Consider the following 20,395-nt stretch of genomic DNA (forward strand, 5'->3'; position numbering starts at 1 on the left):
GTTCTTATATAGAGAAAAACCCTGCCAGAAGACAGGGTTTTATGGGATGCTTAATTAGACGTAGGCTTTTAAGATGTCGTCTTGTGCCATCACTGACTGTAAAGAAGCCAGCACTTCAACAGAAGTCTGGTTGTCAGCTGAATAAATTTCAGAGAAGTTTTGTTTGGTCACTGCAAAGAAACGTGCTTTGTCTTCTGCTTTAATGCTCAGTAATTCAGCCAGTACGTTCAGGCTTTCACCCTCGCCTACAGCCATATCACGCGCCAGCGTTTCGGCATTTTCATTGGTAAATGTCACCACTTGCGCAGTTACAGTACCAGTACCGCTACAGCCTAAAGTACCGAAGGTAATACCGAACAACTGGTTTGCAAAAATACCATTGGTTGTAGCAGCTAAAATTTTAGGCACTTTACCAGACTGACCTGCCCAAACTTGAGAACCAATACCACAGCCGGCATCAGCGTCTGCAAATGCTGCTGTTGAACCTGCTGCCAATACTGCTGCCAAAGCTAATTTTTTTAACATAAAAGTCTCCAGAATTTATTATCTGAGTTTGTTATTGTTTCACAATGTGTAATTTTTATTACACTGTTTAAAGATAACGCATCCGCCAGCGAACACAAAACACTTTATACCAAAGTGGAAAAATTATTTTTCTGTATCCTTTAAGTGCGCAGGTTTCAGTTGCCAGATGCCATTTGGCTGACGATCACCCAGAATTTTCAAGACCAGCACCAGACTCAGCAATAACAGCAGATACCAGGACCCCAACTTGCCCCAGCCAACCATATGCCAGCTGTCGACCTGACTTGGATACAGCCAGATCTGGTAAAAGGTGCTGATATTTTCTGCAATCCAGATAATAAAGGCCAGTAACAACAAGACCGGTAACATCGGCAGCTGCATCCGGTGATGCTGCAATTCAAACTGGATACGGGTTTTCCAGAATATCAGTACGCTCCAGGCAAACAGCACATAGCGGATATCCGGCACAAAAAACTTGCTCATAAAATTAATATAAGACAGCACCGCCAGACTCAGCATATTGGCAAAACCCGGCAAGCGAGTAAAAGATACCCGATACAAACGCAAGGACCGGGCAAAGAAACTGCCGACAGCCGAATACATAAACCCGGCAAACAGCGGCACGGTCATAATTTTAAATACGGCCGGCTGCGGATACTGCCAGGACGCAATCGCCGGATGGGTCAGAAAAATTTCCATAATCATCGCCAGCAGATGAAACAGCGCAATGACTTTGGCCTCGGCCCAGGATTCTAGCTTGAGATACAGCAGTAAAATCTGAATGAGGACCGCATAAAACAGCAAATAGTCATAACGGAAAAAACCGTAATAGTCCTGGCTACCCAGACTGGCGGTAAAAGCAAAAGCAATCAGCAATAAAATTCCAAATAAGGCAGCCGAAGCTGCCTTATAAGTGAATTCAAAACCTGATTTTAAAATTGTGATCAAGGCTGAATCCTAATATTGTTGCATCTTCTTAAAGGTACTTGGCACTGTATTCATGTACCGTATCAATAAAGACTTTCGGATTGGCCGGATCAACCCATTGGGTAATACCATGTCCTAGGTTGGCAATATAGCCGGTTTTTTCACCATGCGCATAGGCATCATCCAGCATGGCTTTGGTCGCCTTGGCGATTGAGTCCGGGCTTCCATATAACGTGGCTGGATCAAGGTTGCCCTGTAACGCAGCACGGCCATTCACGGTTTGGCGCGCCACATTTAATGGCGTGGTCCAGTCCAGACCAAAAGCATCGGCACCGGTGGCCACCATTGGCTCCAGCCATTGACCTCCGCCTTTGGTAAATAGAATGACCGGAATTTTACGGCCATCTTTTTCGCGTTGCAGACCCGCTACAATTTTTTGCATATAGTTCAGCGAGAACTCGATATATTCACGATGCGCCAGTGCCCCACCCCAACTGTCAAAAATCTGCACCGCTTGTGCACCAGCATCAATTTGCGCATTCAAATAGTCAATCACAGCGACTGCCAGACGGTCGAGCAAAGCATGCAGCACTTCCGGCTGGGCATACATCATCTGCTTGGTAAAGCGGAAATCCTTGCTTGAACCACCTTCAACCATATAAGTCGCCAGCGTCCACGGACTGCCAGAAAAACCAATTAACGGCACCTGTCCGCCCAGAGCCGAACGAATGGTCGACACCGCATTCATGACATAGTCCAGATCTGACTTGGCATTAAAATTCGGCAGATTGGCGACATCCTGCTCGGTACGCACGGTTTTATGAAACTTCGGACCTTCACCAGCTTCAAAGTACAAACCTAAGCCCAAAGCATCCGGTACGGTTAAAATATCGGAGAATAGAATGGCTGCATCCAGCTCATAACGGCGCAAAGGCTGTAAGGTCACTTCACAGGCAAATTCGGTATTTTTGCACAAGGAAAGAAAATCTCCGGCCTTGGCACGGGTTTCACGATACTCAGGCAGATAACGTCCTGCTTGACGCATCATCCATACCGGCGTGGTATCTACGGGTTCACGCAACAAGGCACGTAGAAAACGATCATTTTTTAAGGCCGTCATTTACTTTCCTAACTTCGACTGAATCTTGCATCTATCATATCAAAAAGGCAGAAATTTTAATAACTTCTTTAGTCCTTTAAAAATGCCGGACTGTAAAAGATAAAAGTGATATTTACACAAAACAGATACTGCATCTCCTCATTTTTTCTGTAATACTTGTGTAGTTTTTAAAATGTAAATGAATAATTCTTAAGGTTGACTTACATGTTCGTTCGCACAGTACTCGCAATGAGTTTAAGTTGCATGTTTGCTGGTACAGCCCTGGCTGCAACCACTGCTGAACAGCCGTTGAATCCTCAATTGATTAGCGATACAGCGGTTGAAGATCCGATTGATCCGCTTGCAACAGACGCATCAGCGGCAGTCGTACCTTCAGAAGTTGAAACGCAGATTACGCAACAAGAAGAACAAGATTTGAACAAGGCTTCAGCGACCCTTGAAGACCTGCAAAATGCCGAAGATACCCAGGCTGATATCGGCAGCGCACCGACAACTGCTGCGCCTGCAACAACTTCAGCCAGCACAGCGCCAGCCAAAGCCTCTTGGACTTTAGATGGCCTGAACAATGCCAGCTGGTATGAAAATATTGGCAAAGGCCAGTTCCCGGTCTATGCGCGCGCGCATGTGATGCTCAATAATGCCCATGCTTCTCCGGGTGCGATTGATGGAACCAGCGGTAAAAATACCCTGAAAGCGATTGCCTCTTTCCAGCAGATGAACGGGATTAAACCGACCGGTGTGCTGACGCAGGAAACCTGGGATGCTTTAATTGCCCGTCAGGGTTCAAAACCGGCTTTCGTGGAATACACCATTACTGAAGATGACCTGAAAGGTCCGTATGTGAAATCAATTCCGGGCGATTATGCACTGCAAGCCAAAATGAAAGGCCTGCACTATACCAGCGTCACTGAAATGCTGGGTGAAAAGTTCCATATGGATGAAAACTTCCTGAAAAAGCTCAATCCAAATGCCAACTTTAACAAAGCCGGTCAAAAACTGATTGTGGCCAATGTACGTAATGACCTGCCGGAAGATATCCACCTGATTGTGGCGCACAAAGGCGCTAAGCAGCTGTATCTATTTAACAGCCGCAACCAGATGATCGCATCATTCCCGGCCAGTATTGGTAATACCAACACCCCTTCACCAACCGGGACTTATAAAGTGACTGGTGTGGCACCAAACCCGTGGTACAGCTACTCGCCAAGTAACTTTATCCAGGGCAAAAACATGAAGCCACTGTCCTTACCACCAGGTCCAAACGGTCCAGTGGGGAATATCTGGATTGGTCTGAGCAAAAAATCCTTTGGTATTCACGGTACGCCAAACCCGTCGATGATTTCTAAATCCTATTCGCATGGCTGTATCCGTCTGACCAACTGGGATGCCAACGACCTGGGCCGTAAAGTCCGTTCAGGGGTTACGGTTAAATTCCTCGAATAATCTGCTTATACCCCATAAAAAGCCTGCCGATGCAGGCTTTTTTAATTACGGAGGTTTGAATCTATGACGTTGCGAATCTGGAACGATATATTGCATTCCATGCCTAGAACAGGCACCAAGTAAAACACTAAGATAGCCTCAAGCTCAAAAAGAATTAGAGGATTATCTGATGAACGCCTACTTACATCGTAGTGAAGAACGTGGTCATGTTAAAGCCGGCTGGTTAGACACCAAACACAGCTTTTCATTTGGCAGCTGGTACAACCCGAAATACATGGGTGTGAGTGTGCTTCGTGTGATTAATGATGACCGGATTGCTGCCCACAATGGTTTTGGTACCCATCCGCATGACAACATGGAAATTTTAACCTGTGTACTGGATGGCACCATTTCACATAAAGACAGCATGGGCAATGAACGGCATATCAGTGCGGGTGAATGGCAGCTGATGAGCGCCGGAACCGGGGTTCAGCACAGTGAAATCAACCAGGGCGATGTACCAGTGCATATGCTGCAAATCTGGATTCATCCAAATGTGCGTGATGCAGAGCCAAATTATCAGCAAATTAAACTCGACCCACGTGAACAGCCGAACCAATGGCACCTGATTGTTGGCCCGAACGAACAGGCTCCAATGCATATTCGCCAGCAGGCTGAAGTGAAAACCGCGGTACTTGAAGCCGGCCAAAGCCTAAACGTACAGGCGACCCAGCAGCTCAACTATGTGCATGTGATTCGTGGTGAAGTGCAGATTGGTGAACATACGGTTAAAGCTGGTGATGCACTGTTATTCGCGGAACATGCGGATATTCAGGCAACCGAAGAAAGCCAGATGATCTGGTTTGACTTACCGGGCAAATAAACCCGTCCTTCTCTCCCAAGGGCCATGATGATTTTGGCCCAATAGCCGCTCCATTGAGCGGCTATTTTTATGTCTTAAAGCCGGCCTTGATTGACTTTTACCTGAGTGTGAACAGTCTGTTTAAGCTGCACCCTTTGCAGCAACTCAAATACCATTTATGAAAATAAATTGAAGAAAATCGGCCGATTGCCTGTAACCCGATAAAACTCTCAAAACTGAAACTATTTACATTCTCATTGGTAAAAACACTCTACATGAGAAAAATTCTCAGTTATGATAACTGCATAAAAATCATCCTGTGAATTGACCATGAATGCTTATACTGCAGCTCAGGCCAATGTCTTGACCATTCGGCAACTGAGCAAACAATTCGGCTCGCGTTTTGCGGTGCATCAGGCTAGCTGGTCTGCACAGCGCGGACAAATTATCTGCCTGCTGGGCCATTCGGGCTGTGGCAAAACCACCATGTTACGTCTGATTGCCGGATTAGAAACCCCAAGCAGTGGCTCAATCCAGCTTGAACAGCAAATCCTGTGGAACGAACAGCAGCAGATTCCAGCCGAAGCGCGCAATATTGGCCTGGTGTTTCAGGACTATGCCCTGTTTCCGCATTTAAGCGTACTGGACAATGTCATGTTTGGCCTGAAAAAACTGCCCAAAGCACAGCGTCAGGCGGTGGCCGAACAGGCGCTACAGCATGTTTCGATGCAGCATCATCTGCACAGTTATCCCTATACCCTGTCTGGTGGCGAGCAGCAGCGCGTGGCCCTGGCCCGTGCCCTGGCACCTAAACCGCAGGTGCTCTTGATGGATGAACCTTTTTCCAATCTCGATCATCGCCTGCGTGACCAGATCCGGCAAAATACCATCGAAATTCTGAAGCAGACCGGCACCACCACAGTTATTGTTACCCATGATCCGGAAGAGGCGCTGCAAATTGCCGATCAGATTATCCTGATGCATCAGGGCGAAATTATTCAGATCGGTACGCCGAAAGCCCTATACCGACAGCCAGCCACCTTATTTGCCGCCCGTTATTTTTCTGCCCTGAATGAAATTCCGGCGCAGCGTGTCGCGCAGCAGTTACAGACCTGTTTTGGCACACATCCCATCAGTGAAGCGCTGGTGCAGCACCAAGAGCCAATCCGCTGCTGTTTCCGTCCACATCAGGTGCAGGTGTTTAGCCAGCCGACAGCCGGCGCAATCCCGGCGACGGTGCTGTCCTCCAGCTTTATGGGCCATGCCGAACAGTTACGCCTGCAACTGGACCCCGAAACCATTATTCTGGCGCAGGTCAGCCCGGCACACACCGCTTATCAGGAACAGGTCTATGTGAGCCTCGATCTGCAGCAGTGTTTTTTCTTCGTCCAAGATTCACAGCCGGCAGCCACCACCACGACTGAAGTGGCCAATACTTTTTAAATTGACAATAAGGAATGAAAAATGATGAAAGTAACAATCAAAATTCCACTGCTGGCCAGCGGCCTGCTGGCGCTGAGCGGTCTGGCGCAAGCCGCGCAGGTAAACCTGTATACCACGCGTGAACCGGTGCTGATTCAGCCCTTATTAAAAGAATTTACCGAAAGCAGCGGCATTAAGGTCAATACCGTGTTTATTAAAGATGGCCTGCTGGAGCGAGTGAAAGCTGAAGGACGCCGTTCACCGGCCGATGTGATGCTCACCGTCGATTTTGGCAATCTGGTGGATCTGGTCGAAGCAGATCTCACCCAGCGCGTGAATTCCAAAGTATTAAATAATGCCATTCCGGCCAATTTACGTGCAGCCAATGGCCACTGGTATGCCCTGTCAATGCGTGCCCGTGCAGTCTATGCCTCCAAAGAACGTACCCCACTGAACGCCATTCATTATGAAGATCTGGCCAATCCGCAATGGAAAGGCAAAATCTGTATCCGTTCGGGCAGCCATCCCTACAATACCGCGTTAATTGCCGCCTATATTGCCCATCATGGTGAAAAAGCGGCAGAAACCTGGTTACGTGGGGTTAAAGCCAATCTGGCACGTCCGGCCAGTGGCGGTGACCGCGATGTGGCGCGCGATATTCTGGGTAAAATCTGTGATATTGGTGTGGCCAATACCTATTATGTGGGCACCATGCGCAATGGCAATGCTGAACAGCAGCGCTGGGGCAATGCCATTAATGTGGTGTTACCGCGCTTTAAAAATGGCGGCACCCATGTCAATGTTTCAGGTGCAGTTGTAGCCAAACATGCGCCAAATCGCAAAGAAGCGGTACAGTTACTGGAGTTCCTGGCCTCAGATCAGGCTCAGGCCATGTATGCACAAAGTGGTTATGAATATCCCGTCAAACCAGGTGTGAAGATTGATCCGATTATCGCCAGTTTCGGCAAGTTAGATATTGATTCACTGCGTTTAAGTGAGATTGCTCGCCATCGTAAGGCAGCCAATCTGCTGGTTGATAAAGTCCAGTTTAATCACTAAACCTGAATCATCAGATAGCGCGGGCAGACTGCTGCTCGTGCTATCAGTCTTGTGTCCATGTCCAGCCTGTTGATCCCCCGATGACCCAGAAAAAATCTCCTGTAACTGCACTTTTTTCACTCAGTGGCCTGTTTACCCTGCTGGCCTGTCTGCCTGTGCTGGCTTTGCTCTGGACGGCCTTACAGGGCAATAGCGAGATTTGGGACCATCTGCTGCAATATGTGATTCCTCCCACCCTGATTGAAACCGGCCTGTTGCTGTTTGGTGTCGGGATTCTGACGATTCTGATTGGTACCGGCAGTGCCTGGCTGGTCACGGCCTATCAATTCCGTGGCCGTGGTTTTCTGGACTGGGCACTGTTACTGCCCTTGGCCGTACCAACCTATATTATTGCCTATAGCTATATTGATATTTTGCATCCGATTGGTCCTGTGCAGACCCTGCTGCGGGACTGGCTTCAGCTAGAAATGCAGCAGCTCTGGTTTCCGAATATCCGCTCGCTCTGGGGCGCGATTTTTCTGCTTAGTTTTGTCCTGTATCCCTATGTCTATTTAAGTACCCGTGCCATGTTCCTGATGCAGTCGGCCAGCCTGATTGAAGTGGCGCGCAGTCTGGGATTAAAACCGGAACAGGTGTTTTTCCGGGTTGCGATTCCGCTGGCTCGCCCGGCCATTGCGGTTGGTGCCAGTCTGGCCCTGATGGAAACCATCAATGATATTGGTGCCACCGAATTTCTGGGCATTAAAACCCTGACCCTGTCAATTTATTCGACCTGGACCAACCAGTCCGATCTGGCCAGTGCCGCCCAGATTGCAATTTTTATGTTGCTGATGATTAGCCTGCTGGTACTGGTAGAACGGCTGGGGCGACGCAAACAGCGCTATATGAACTCGGCCCAGCGTAGCCGGCTGATGCCCGCCCAGCCAGTGACCGGCGCCAAAGCCTGGCTGCTATTCGGCCTAGGGCTGATTCCGGTGATTATTGGTTTTCTAATTCCGATCAGTCATTTACTGGTCGAATCTTATCAGCGTTTACAATATGCCGGTTTCTCTGAATATCTGCTGCAAGCCTCAATCAATACGCTTACCTTAGCCAGTATTGCCACTTTTGTGACCATGCTGATTGGCTTTATGATTGTGAGTACCGCACGGTTTAGCCGAAGCAGCTGGCTAAGCCGGGTTGCCAGTTTGGGCTATGCCATTCCGGGCACCGTACTGGCCATTGGCCTGATGCTGTCTTTGGGCGCGATTGATCACGCCGTAGCGGATTTTCTGGAATTCCAGCTTGGTCTGGATACCGGCCTGCTGTTTTTAGGCACCAGTTTCACCTTAATTTACGCCTATGCGGTACGCTTTCTAGCCATTTCAATTGGCGGGATTGAATCGGGGTATAACCGGATTCATGGCGTTTTTGATGATGCCGCACGTAATCTGGGCCAGAGCAAAGGCGGGATTCTGACCCGTATCCATTTGCCTTTATTACGTCCTGCACTGATTTCAGCAGCCTTACTGATTTTTGTGGATTGTATGAAAGAGCTGCCGGCCACATTGTTGCTACGTCCGCTGAATATGGAAACCCTGGCCACGCAGTTATATGCCGAAGCCTCACGTGGTACCTATGAAGAAGGCGCAATTGCAGCCTTATTGATTGTTCTGGTCGGACTGATTCCAGTGATTTTACTGGCACGGTTGGGGAAAACTGTACGTTAATCTGAACTAGATGAACTGGCTAAACGCTGCTTCAACATTGAGTGCAAGTTTAGCCTTCTCTCTTTTTATAGTGAAAATCGTTTAAAGAGAATAGCCTTATAAAATAGAGATACACTTTTGATTTTTAATAAGCTTGGGATAAAGAATTTTATTCAGAAATAGTTTAGGCAGATAGTGCTTAGAATATTATCCTTAAATCCAATTATTTTTTTTATTATTCAATAATAACTAAGAATCAAGAATTAAAAACCAATTATTCATCCGTTTAAAAAAAATAAAATGGACAATAAAATACTTGGATTGTTAAGAGAAAATGCACGTATCTCAATTACAAAAATTGCGCAGAAAACCCGAAATTCCCGGGCCACGGTTCAAAAGCGAATCGAGTACATGGAAGCGACTAGCATCATTACCAGCTATACGGTACGCATTAAACCGAACCTGAATCCGCAGCTTATTCAGGCCTGGATGAGTATTATGGTGGAAGGCAACAAGGCACAGGCCGTCATCAAGGAGCTACGTCTCGATCCGGCTATTCAGACCTTACATACGACGAATGGCAAATGGGATTTACTGGTAGAAATCCAGTCCGACAATTTGGTGAATTTTGATTTAATTTTAAGTCGGATCAGAAGTATTTCAGGGATTTATAACAGTGAAACCAATATATTACTGTCAACCTATAAAATTTAAACAATTGATTTTAATCTTCCTCTGTCGCATATAAATTGCGACAGGTGAAAGATTATCGATGATTATTTTATAGAAAAGCAATCTATATAAATATTCGTTTTTCATATTTTATGGATTTTTATTTTTAGATATTCGAAGCAAAATAATATATCTTAAAGGTATTTATATAATACCTATAAAATATGTTTAGCTCTCCTCTTTAAAATAAATCAGCTCCATATAAAGAATATAAAAATAAAACGGAGCGCAATAAAAAAAGCCCTGACAATGTCAGGGCTTTTTGAATTTGGCGGAAGCGGTGACCGTCAAATTAAAAATATAAGATATTGATATATATTAAATAATATTTTTAAATTAAATTTTTTACTACTTTTTTTACCACTTTAAAATTTCTTGTGTTTCTAATCAATACCTAAATTAAATAAAAATGGATTTGGCTGTAAAACATCTCCACCGGCAAAATCAATAAGTATTTGGACACCCATTCTTCTTTAAGTTGGACACTTTAATAAACGTATTCATTAATTTTTGCAGTGTTCCTCAGTTGGTAATGTGAATACCATGCCACTCACCAACGAGCTAATACGATTACTTTCAGCCTTACGTTGCTTGGTATTCACCGACAGGGCATAAATGATCATTGTGTCCCGATACATTTTTTCAGGCTCAACTTTATAGTCAATTTCCGCAGCACAAACCATTTTTCTACTAACTTCGTGTGACGCTCTACGATAGGCCTCACGATCATCACTAGCCAAAGTCAGCTTTCTTCGTAATTCTTGTGCATACTGCATATATACGCTAACAAATTCAGGGTTATTCCCATATTTGAGCTTTATGTATCCCTCAATATCATCACGCACACCATTACTATTTGCATCAATCCCACCAATGGTTTTTGTTTTATCTTCATTTTTTAGGAATTTTGATGTTCTCACTTCTTTTAGTGAATTCTGAATACTTGGATTAAGAAGCGAGGAACAGGCCATCAAAAGTATACTTAAGCAACTCAGTGCAATAACCGCTTTTTTCATAGGAATCATTTTACTTTTTTCGTTTAAATTTCGTTTTAGATGCAAAGAGTGTCTGAAAATAAGAGTGTCCAATTAAAAGAAGAATCTGTGTCCAGTACGATATACTATTAAGTGTCCATTTGAGCAAGAATATGCATCCACCCTCATCTCTTATCAACAGTCTTTGTGTGGACTGGCTGAGCCTTTACCCAGTGTTTTGATTCGTGGCCGCATCTCCGTCGCCCATAAGGCTAGGACTTATATATCTACTTGTTTAGTCTCAACAACATCATAATGGCTGCCCTTCGTCAACGGCAACATACTATAAATTTCAAGCAGCCGAACAAAATAATTCTATGTTTGTTTAACTCACAACCAGCAAATCATTTTCAAAAACAATCTGTAATACTTGATACAAATACTCCACAGCAATCACTTTCACAGAGCCTATAGGTTGTTTTGGCAGATTCACTTTTGGCACAACTACAATTTTAAATCCGTTCTTTTGCGCTTCCTTTATACGTTCTTGTGCGCTAGGTACAGAACGAATCTCGCCAGACAGCCCTACTTCACCAAACACTGCCATATCATGAGGCAAAGGTTGGTTTTTCCAGCTTGATACACAAGCCAGCAGAACCGCTAAATCTGAAGCCGTTTCTGTAATTTTTAATCCCCCAACAATATTAACATAGACATTATGCTCTATAATGTCTATTTTGGCATGTTCTTTCATGATAGTAAGAAGCAACGATAGACGATTATGCTCGAGACCTAAAATAAGTTGTCTGGATGCATTTTGTGTTTTACTCACCAAAGCCTGCACTTCAACTAAAAATGGTCGTACACCATTTCGGCTGACCATGACTACAGACCCAGCAATTGCTTCGCCATAGCGATCCAAAAAAATCGTTGCTGGGTTGATAACTTCGATTAACCCCTGATCCGTCATCTCAAAAACGCTTAATTCATTTACAGCTCCAAAGTGATTTTTAACAGCCCTCATCATTCGATACTGTAAATCACTTTGCCCCTCAAAATACAATACACAATCGACCATGTGTTCAAGTACACGAGGACCAGCCAATGCACCGTCTTTGGTCACATGCCCAACAATCAGTAAAGATATCCCCCTCTGTTTAGCAAATCGAGTTAAGATTGAAGCAGATTCTTTAATTTGTGATGTGCTACCAGATGCGGCAGGAATAGCCTCCGTGTATAAGGTTTGAATAGAATCTAAAATCACTATAGAGGTTTTTTGTTCCTCCAATATTTCACAAATACGTTCCACTTTCGTTTCTGCCATGACATCCAGTCTATCTAATGGCAGACCTAATCGTTTAGCACGGATTGCGACTTGTGATAGTGATTCCTCCCCAGTGATATATAAAACTGATTGATTTGCTGCGATATGAGTAGCTGTTTGTAAAAGTAAAGTCGACTTGCCAATGCCTGGATCACCACCAATCAATACAACAGATCCAGCGACCAACCCACCACCTAAGACACGATCAAATTCCTCAATACCTGTTGAGCACCTAAACTCCTGACTCATCTGCACCATATTTAATTTAGTGATATGATGTTGTTGTCCTGCATATCCTGATTTGCTTAAACCAGTGGTTGCCCGATGTTGAACTTTTCGCTCAACTGTTTTTTTACTGAAACTATTGTATGCTCTACATTTAACACAATTTCCTACCCATTTATCCTCTTCCTTGCCACATCCGCTGCATACATAGACTATTGTTTTAGCCATTGTAAAAACTCTTTTTTAATCGCTCAAAGCACTTTATCGAGTTGAATTTGCAATCTCAAGCAAGGCTATGAAATAATGGTAATTGGTTGAGAATAGAGGAAAAAAAATGAAATAGACTTCGTATCTCAGGAAAATATACAGGTTAAAATCACATTGAATTGAATCACCAATATATTTAAGCTAATTCAAGATTTAATGCTATAAAATCAGAGCGATATTGAGATATACAACAAGCCAACCACAAACTTTGCATATATTGGTATTAGCTCAAACTTAACCTGACACTTACAATCAAATATCGTCAACTGTCAGATTAAGTTTGGTTCACTACAATTTATAAGTTAATGCTAGAAGTAGACTACTACCACCCTCCTAGACAAATATCGCCTATTGCTATGCCTCTTATTTATATTAATTTAATCAGTTCTTTGCTTAGATCAGTGCTTGGTTTCAACATATCATCCGCCAGAGCTCGTTTACTTGATAAAAGTCGGTCTAATTTTATCTCAAAAGTATCAAAATCATTTGCTGCTATTGATGGGTAGTAAACAAAAACTTCTTTATCTTGTCCTATACGATACGCACGGTCAGTTGCCTGATCCTCCTTGGCAGGATTCCAACTGCGCGTATAATGAATGACATGATTAGCTTTTTGGATATTAACGCCAAAGCCTACAGCAGTGGTTGATAAAATAATCACATTAAAACCACTAGTTGCTTGGAATCTATCAATAAGGTTTTGCCGTGTTAAACCTTTTTTGCTACTTGTATTTGAATCCCCATTAACGGTTGTAACATTTAAGCCGAATCGTTCTAGAAGAATCCGTTTCAGGAATACTTGAATATCTCTAAATTCAGTGAAGATAATAACTTTTTCATTCTTTGCCTTAATTGCTTCTAATGTTTTAATCAACCAATCTACTTTAGGTGATTCATGAATTGAAGCATTCGGTTGCAATTGGAATGGATGTGCACAAATCATTCGCATACTGTGCAGTGATGCCAACATCGCACCTTGATTACCTTCTTCTGACAACCTCCTGTAGCGATTAATTACATCGGCATATAAGTGACGTTGAAGTGAAGAAATCGTAATATTTTTACAATGATCTACTTCAATTTTTTCTGGTAAGTCAGCAACATCATGTTTCATCCGTCTTAAAACTTGTGGTGCAATCAAGTTCCGTAATTGTTCCAATACTTCATTATCCACATTCTCAATATTTTCTATAGGACGACGATAAGTTTTTCCAAATTCATTCAATGAACCTAGCAAATTTTCTTGTATAAAATCAAATAAGCACCATAAGTCAGTGAGTGAATTTTCCACTGGAGTACCAGTACATGCTATTTTAAAGTCTGCCTTTTGAGCTTTAGCCGCTTTTGTCACCATAGCCGTAGGTACTTTAATTTTTTGTGCTTCATCGCAAATCATAATCCCCCAATCAACTCGCGCTAAAGAAAACTCTAGATCACGCATCGTTTCATAGGTTGTGAGGACGATATCCGCATCACCTAACCACTCTTCTTCAAGCAAATGCGTAATACCGTGATCGTCTCTCAATTGAGCAGAAATTAAATGCTTGGGAATTTTTCGATCTTTTAAATTCTCACCATATAGACTTAGGATCTTAGCAAATTTAGCACTGAAGAACCGTTTTGCTTCTGCCTCCCAGTTTTCTAACAATGAAACTGGAGCAACCACTAAAACTGGTTTTTTATCTTTCGCATTTTCTAAATATTCACCAATAAAGCACAACAATTGCAGGGTCTTCCCCAATCCCATATCGTCTGCTAAAAGACAGCCACTTACCTGTTCCGGTGCATATTGATGTAGATTCTGCAACCATGCAACTCCATACTCCTGATGCGGTTTTAAACCAAATTCCTGACTTCTGAAACTTGAAGGCAATCTAGCTGGGGGATGGTTCTTCTCATCAAAAACCAATTTATCTGCTCGTTGTTTAGTAAACTCAGCTTTATCAATGTTATTCGCAATGAGTAAGGTATCTTTCTTTTTTTTCTGTAAATTAACCGTAGGTTCTTCTAATGTTTCAATAGGTTCTTTTCTATTTGAATCGCTCAGACTATTTAATAATTTTTTAGCGTCATCTAGTGAGACTTCAGTGTTCGCATTAGGAATTAGAACCTGATCTTTACCTTCTTGCTCAGCCTGTTTGATACGCTGTTCAAGCACCTCTATTGCTTCATTAGACAAGCGATCTTGTAGTTGTTCTCCCAACTCCATGAGATGCTGTGGTAACCACTCTGATTCACCACTGTCTCTTTGAATAAACTCAGAGTTAAGTTTTTGTGCCTCACCAATACCAATAACCCGGTCACTGTAATTGGATAAATCCAACACTTGTTGTGCTTGTAGCTCATCTTCATATTTTTGGATTTCTGTTAGATCACTTTTTAACTCTTGAACCTGATGATCCAAATAGCTCGTTTTATCAATTGTATAACCCGCCCACATGAAAATTGGTGATGGCTTTTCATAAGCAGAGATAAAATATTTTGTTTGCTCTAGAGTGGAGAGTTCCAACAGAATCGATTGTTGTTCACGGCCAGAATTTTCGTTGAGAGTTAATTGAGCAGAAACATAATGTCCTAACTCATTATAAAATTTATCTATCTGTAAGCTGTAACTATAGATTTCTGCATCTTGCTTTGATTTTTCAAAACCTTCAGGAGAGATGACCTCTGTGGCATCATCTCCTAATTGCGCGAAGGGGTTATGCAAAAATGTTTGAGCACGCTCACCAGATACACGTCTATTCGGCATCTTTTTAATTTCACTCAGTACATTTTTGACTTGAGGATCAATGACTACATGAGCCACCCCTCCATCTGGTAAGCTAATGCTATATTGATCTTGTACCTGATTATAGTGGTCAAAAGTTTGCAACCAATTTGACGGCGCCTCCTCAAAGGAGGGTTGTACTTCTACAACTGATTCCTGACTAATCAGGTTCTTACGTAGATTTAATTGTAATTTTTCAGGTGCAAGTACCACGGTCTTACGAAGAAACTCATCTAAATTTGCCTGACTTCGATTAGCTAAACTTCGTATTTGAGCCCAATACTTTTGATTGAGCTTATTATCTTTATTTGAAATACGAGCAAATTCTTTAATTTTTTCTAAAAGCTTCCAAGTCGTTTCATTCAGTAAATATTCTTGACCATCAACATTCAGTACCGCACCTATTCGTTTAATTAGGCCTTTAGACTTAATCCTATTTTGATCACACCATCCATCCAGAATGATTTTAAAATCAGGATCACTTAATCCTCCCTCACTACGAATCACTGGATGTAAAGTTGTTGGACTAGGTAGGTTGAGTAAATTAAGTACGTTACTATGTTCGGGATCTTGCTGAAGCTGAAACAGCTCCTCCCATGGCAATACATACTGATCATCCATGAGATAGGCGATATCTTCTTCTTCTAGACTTTCCCAATAAAAATCAGCGTCATTTTTAGCATTCTGTTGATAAGGATAAATCAATCCAACGTCATCACATTGTAAAGACTTTATACTCGCCATCAAGTCATCTTCAACAACAGAGTCAGTACTTTTTTTCCTTTTCCAGAATGTTAATTTCATAACTATCTCTTAATAACGGTTTTTATGATTAGGCTGGTACTTATTCATTTGACGTAGATTAGCAAAAATTCCTAATTCCGCTAAACGCTGATCAAATCTTTCTCCCCAATTACCAATATGTCCTAACTTATCAATATAACCTTTATGATGGTAATTTTTTAAAGCTTTGACATGTGTTTTTGGGGAGCTTTCTATATAAGGAAATTCATTAAATAAGAAACAAGCATTACCAGTGTCTGAAAAATCAATAACAAAAACATTATCTATTTTCAATAAGAATGCATTATTAGAAGGAGTGGAACCTATCAGTTCTTTTAAGCGACCTTTATTTAAATTACGAAAACTTTTATGTTCATGCCGTTGCGAATATAGTGCCTCAGGACCAAGATAAATTTGAGAAAAAGAGATTTTATCAATAAATTTGATCCAGTAATTAAAGCGATTTACATCAGCCGTACGACTAAATAGCGTAAAGAATGCTTCTAAATCTGCCCTTACAAACCACTGAATCACCATTTTTTTGGTATCAGCATTTACGTTATTCCATCCCGCTGAAGATTCATACTGAGGATTACCCCATTGATCCAATGCTAGATGTTTTAATACCTCATGTACTTTCTCTCTCTGAGAGGTACTAGCATACCGTTCTAGAAGCGCAGCTAAAATATCCGTCGCATATATTTTATTTTTTTCAAGCAATACTAAAAAACGTGGGATAATTTGAAAATACTCATCTTCTTTCATTGTCTTGATCGACTTAATTGCAGATCGAATCAAATCATCCCAAAACCAACTAACCGAAGCTATTCTTAAACTTTCTAATTGATTAGCAACTCTGTTTTCATCATTATCTTGTAAAAATTCAAGTACAAATTTTTTCGTAGGTTCTGTGGTTAAAACCTCTGAATTATCTATAAGAGTCGTCATCCATTTTTTAGGCCGAGTTGAAGCTTTAAATATCGAAGATTTATTTTCATCTAGTATTTTTCTTAACTGAATCCACTTACTAGGTAAGTTTTCTAGTTCATGTTGCTCAAAAGCAAAATAACTATACAACAGTGGAAAATAAACAAACTGGAGTTGGTCAATTCCCAATTGGTTGAAATAATCAATTAATCTTACACCTACAGGTGTGAATAAAAGTTTTTCTTCATAATTGGGCAGTTTTTTACTGAGAGACCAAGCCAAATTTTTCCAATCTCGTTTAGTCATCCCATCAAACCCATGTTGTTCAAGTTTGAGAACTGATTTGATAATTTTTTCTTCTAATGGTTGTACATTTTCAAGATCATCGAGTTTATGCTCAATAATCGACAATGTTTTCATTAAACGCTGAGGTCTAACAAATTTAGTCTGTATATGAGTTGGTTCAGAAAATACACTTATTTTTTCTTCAAGACGACGTTTCAGATTCGCAATACTCATCACTATCACCGTGTCAATTGGCATGTTTCAACAGGTGCTGAAACAAAATGAGGTTGCGGTTCAGCGTTCTCTTTTTCTTTTAAACCATAGAATTGCATCCGTAGCTCAACACGACGTGAGGCTTCTTTACTATCCTTAGCTGAATTAAAAGAGACCCCACCAGCTAAAAATAATTGTTTAACCTGGTTCTTTTGTGCTTCAGTTAAACTTAACCCTTGGCTAAACTTGGGATCGAGTAAATTGCACATGACCCATTCTGAACGACGTAAACTTAAGTTTAAGTTATAGAGATATGAACCGTCCGTATCTGTGAATCCTTCAATCACAATTTGTTTAAACCATTTTTTTCCATTTTCACTATTAGCAGCATTTAAAACAATAGGTACTAACGTATTTAATGCCTCTACACCTGCTGCATTTAACCGGTAGTCATTATGGCCAAACCGACCAGCTTCTCCAAAGTTGATACGATTGTCCTTACAATCAACAGCAATAATCTTGTTTTTCAACGCGGCGTCATTTTGAATACTAGTACAAATATCCAAAATCTCTGAACTACGTTGATTTTCGGCTTGAGTCGCTTCATTGATTTTTTTCGTTACGACCATTAATGACACAGCCATTACGACTAAAAACAAGGTCATTAATGCTGTCATTAAATCAGCGAATGAAATCCAAAAAGGTTTTTCACCATCATCTTTAGAACGTGGTTTCTTAGAGTACCTGTTACCTAACATTAATCATGTACCCCAAAATTAGTTTTTCTTTTGTTGTACAAGATCTTCCAGATCTTCTACAAAATTACCCAAGCCCTCTACACCAGTTGCAAGGCGTTTTACAGCTTGATCAAGTGTATTATCAAAAGCACCTAAAGAATGATTTAAGCTGGTTTCTACAGAGGAACCAAAACTCTCAAAGCTTTTCACCAACACATCACTGACTTGCTCAAGATAATCCTGCATTTCTTTCTTCACTTGATTGAGTGCAGTTGTCATCTGATTCATATCTTTCAGCATTTCACTGCTCATACCAACTTCGGCTTGAGCTTGTTTAATTAAACCGTCTAAAGTACTGATTGCCTGTTTTACACTCTCTTGTGAGTCTTTATAGTCTTTTAATAGAGAGATTAAATTGCTGCTTGCGCTGGTCAAATGCGTAGAGGTGGTACTTACTTCTGCAATTAGCTGTGATGTCTTATCAGTCACTGTAATCAAAGAACTGCCCGCAGTATTAAACTGTTCAGAAGCTAAGCGCATTTTTTCAGCACCGTTATTCATACCCGTAATACTATCCGTTGTCACTTGAGATAATTTCTGAATATTTTCTTTATATACTTGGACCGCATTTTGACTGTGTGCAATCAAATCTTTAATTTCAGTTCCTAAATTATCAATTAATACAGATGATTGTTCGTGCAATTTTTGCTGATTTTCTAGAATTACACGATCTTGTTCCATACGCTGTTTCGTGACATCTGACATTAACTCAGACATCGTTCCGCCTAGATTCCCCATCAACTCCGAGACTTTGCCATTTAACTGCTCAATCGCATGTTGGCCTTGTTCTCCAATTTTTGCGGCACCTTGAGATAAATGATCCACCATTAAATTCATTTGATTAGACATCGCATTTTGTTTTTGTTGAATATCTTCAATCATTTTCGACATCTGTATTTCTAATGTTTTCGTCGAAGTTTCACTATTAATTTTCATATCTGTCAGTAATTGAGAGAAACCTAATTGCATTTCCTTCATAGCAGATACTGATTGAGTCATCATCTCATTCATGCCCGTCATTTGACTACCAAACGTAGACTCCAATTTACTCATAAAGGCTGTAAGCACATCAGTCATGAGTTCTTGGACGGCTGAACCTTGGTCACCACTCACTTGTTGTACGCTAGACGCAATTTTATCTAGAGGTGCTTGCAAGGTATCAGTAATCGATTGACCAATCTGAGTCGCCATATCCTGACTTGATTTCGCATAGCTTTCACTTAACTGTGCAGCAAAAGCAATCTGATTCTTTTTATTTTCCTCAACCAAATTCGTCATCATGACTTTTAAGTCATTAACAAGGCTGTCTTTTAATTGACGAGCATTGGTTTCGTTTGCCTGAGAGGATTTTAATAATTTAGCTAGATACTCTTCTCCAGTGGAATCAGTTTCAAAAAGCTTATCAATTTCTGTCGTTAAAGTTTCTAACTGTTCATAACACTGACGCAACCACGATTTTTCACGCCAAGTGATAATCATTGCAGTCCCTATCGCAAGTGCAGAAGCCATGAATGCTTCACTTACCCCACCTAATAACAAGCCTAAACTGTCTTGAACTTTTGCTGGATCGCCTGCGGGATCAAAAGCTAATAATCCAAATAGAAGGCCAGCAAATGTAGCAATAATACCTACACCAGTGATAATACCTGGCAAGTGCTTATAAAACTCAACTCTTAAAGGGGTATCCACAATGACAGCCTGAGAAAAAAATACGTCACTTGATACTGTTGCACGTGAGGAAATTAGTACATCTTCTCCATCTACAGTTTCATAGATGTCATGAAAAGAATTTTTGTAATTCAACCAAGCATGTTTTAAAGGCGTATCATTTTCGAATTTTGCATCTAATGAATGCTTATTTAGACTAGAGTTTTTATCCATTCCTTTTAAGGCATTAATTAGTACTGATAATTGCTCACTAAGGTTTTTAGCAGGTTTGATATATTTAGAATAGAATTTAAACCCAATCCATAATACAAAAATGAGCATTCCCACAGGAATGATAAAATAATCCTGCAGAAATTCAGCAAAAGCCAACATATCAATACACCCCTATACTCAAAAATTTAATTCTAA

At 41.5% G+C, this 20,395-nt stretch carries 15 protein-coding genes; 6 read left to right on the forward strand and 9 right to left on the reverse strand.

What is annotated here, in order from left to right; genetic code table 11:
* Nucleotides 1-54: 54 nt before the first annotated feature.
* From FTT63_RS02130 to hemE, 3 genes are all read right to left on the reverse strand, one after another.
* Nucleotides 55-525 carry a DUF3015 family protein gene (locus FTT63_RS02130; protein ID WP_005176467.1) on the reverse strand — a complete coding sequence of 157 codons (471 nt, stop codon included), beginning with the start codon at nucleotides 523-525 and terminating at the stop codon, nucleotides 55-57.
* Nucleotides 526-648: 123 nt separating this feature from the next.
* Complete coding sequence (locus FTT63_RS02135) at nucleotides 649-1,473, reverse strand: DUF817 family protein (protein WP_016659970.1); 825 nt, start codon at nucleotides 1,471-1,473, stop codon at nucleotides 649-651.
* Between the two features lie 28 nt (nucleotides 1,474-1,501).
* Complete coding sequence (gene hemE, locus FTT63_RS02140) at nucleotides 1,502-2,572, reverse strand: uroporphyrinogen decarboxylase (RefSeq protein WP_005176463.1); 1,071 nt, start codon at nucleotides 2,570-2,572, stop codon at nucleotides 1,502-1,504.
* Between the two features lie 204 nt (nucleotides 2,573-2,776).
* Here hemE and FTT63_RS02145 point away from each other — a divergent pair, with 204 nt between their 5' ends.
* The 6 genes from FTT63_RS02145 to FTT63_RS02170 all read left to right on the forward strand — a co-directional run bounded on the left by FTT63_RS02145 (nucleotide 2,777) and on the right by FTT63_RS02170 (nucleotide 9,739).
* Complete coding sequence (locus FTT63_RS02145) at nucleotides 2,777-4,015, forward strand: L,D-transpeptidase (RefSeq protein WP_016659969.1); 1,239 nt, start codon at nucleotides 2,777-2,779, stop codon at nucleotides 4,013-4,015.
* 169 nt (nucleotides 4,016-4,184) lie between these two features.
* Nucleotides 4,185-4,877, forward strand: coding sequence for a pirin-like bicupin family protein (locus FTT63_RS02150; protein ID WP_005176460.1), 693 nt, complete (start codon nucleotides 4,185-4,187; stop codon nucleotides 4,875-4,877).
* A gap of 309 nt (nucleotides 4,878-5,186) precedes the next feature.
* A complete protein-coding gene (locus FTT63_RS02155) occupies nucleotides 5,187-6,299 on the forward strand; it encodes an ABC transporter ATP-binding protein (protein WP_127798924.1) in 1,113 nt (370 codons plus the stop codon).
* A 24-nt stretch (nucleotides 6,300-6,323) separates the two neighbouring features.
* A complete protein-coding gene (locus FTT63_RS02160; RefSeq protein ID WP_016659966.1) occupies nucleotides 6,324-7,337 on the forward strand; it encodes an extracellular solute-binding protein in 1,014 nt (337 codons plus the stop codon).
* Nucleotides 7,338-7,417: 80 nt separating this feature from the next.
* Complete coding sequence (locus FTT63_RS02165; RefSeq protein ID WP_163142492.1) at nucleotides 7,418-9,046, forward strand: iron ABC transporter permease; 1,629 nt, start codon at nucleotides 7,418-7,420, stop codon at nucleotides 9,044-9,046.
* A gap of 279 nt (nucleotides 9,047-9,325) precedes the next feature.
* Nucleotides 9,326-9,739, forward strand: a complete 414-nt coding sequence (locus FTT63_RS02170; RefSeq protein WP_180191933.1) for an Lrp/AsnC family transcriptional regulator — start codon at nucleotides 9,326-9,328, stop codon at nucleotides 9,737-9,739.
* 521 nt (nucleotides 9,740-10,260) lie between these two features.
* Here the strand turns inward: FTT63_RS02170 and FTT63_RS02175 are convergent.
* The 6 genes from FTT63_RS02175 to zorA form a co-directional block, all read right to left on the reverse strand.
* The gene (locus tag FTT63_RS02175) at nucleotides 10,261-10,773 is read right to left on the reverse strand and encodes a hypothetical protein (protein WP_180191934.1); all 513 of its coding nucleotides are present in this window, start codon (nucleotides 10,771-10,773) and stop codon (nucleotides 10,261-10,263) included.
* Between the two features lie 343 nt (nucleotides 10,774-11,116).
* The gene (gene radA, locus FTT63_RS02180) at nucleotides 11,117-12,508 is read right to left on the reverse strand and encodes a DNA repair protein RadA (protein WP_180191935.1); all 1,392 of its coding nucleotides are present in this window, start codon (nucleotides 12,506-12,508) and stop codon (nucleotides 11,117-11,119) included.
* A gap of 406 nt (nucleotides 12,509-12,914) precedes the next feature.
* Entirely contained in the window at nucleotides 12,915-16,118 is a 3,204-nt protein-coding gene (locus FTT63_RS02185) for a DEAD/DEAH box helicase (RefSeq protein WP_180191936.1), read from the reverse strand.
* 9 nt (nucleotides 16,119-16,127) lie between these two features.
* Nucleotides 16,128-17,543: an EH signature domain-containing protein gene (locus FTT63_RS02190; RefSeq protein ID WP_180191937.1), complete on the reverse strand. Its 1,416-nt coding sequence runs from the start codon at nucleotides 17,541-17,543 to the stop codon at nucleotides 16,128-16,130.
* Between the two features lie 5 nt (nucleotides 17,544-17,548).
* A complete protein-coding gene (zorB1, locus tag FTT63_RS02195; protein ID WP_031980558.1) occupies nucleotides 17,549-18,280 on the reverse strand; it encodes a type I Zorya anti-phage system protein ZorB1 in 732 nt (243 codons plus the stop codon).
* An 18-nt stretch (nucleotides 18,281-18,298) separates the two neighbouring features.
* Nucleotides 18,299-20,359 carry an anti-phage ZorAB system protein ZorA gene (zorA, locus tag FTT63_RS02200; protein WP_180191938.1) on the reverse strand — a complete coding sequence of 687 codons (2,061 nt, stop codon included), beginning with the start codon at nucleotides 20,357-20,359 and terminating at the stop codon, nucleotides 18,299-18,301.
* Nucleotides 20,360-20,395: the final 36 nt, after the last annotated feature.

It is taken from the genome of Acinetobacter sp. C15, from assembly GCF_013420645.1.
Taxonomy (GTDB): Bacteria; Pseudomonadota; Gammaproteobacteria; order Pseudomonadales; family Moraxellaceae; genus Acinetobacter; species Acinetobacter indicus.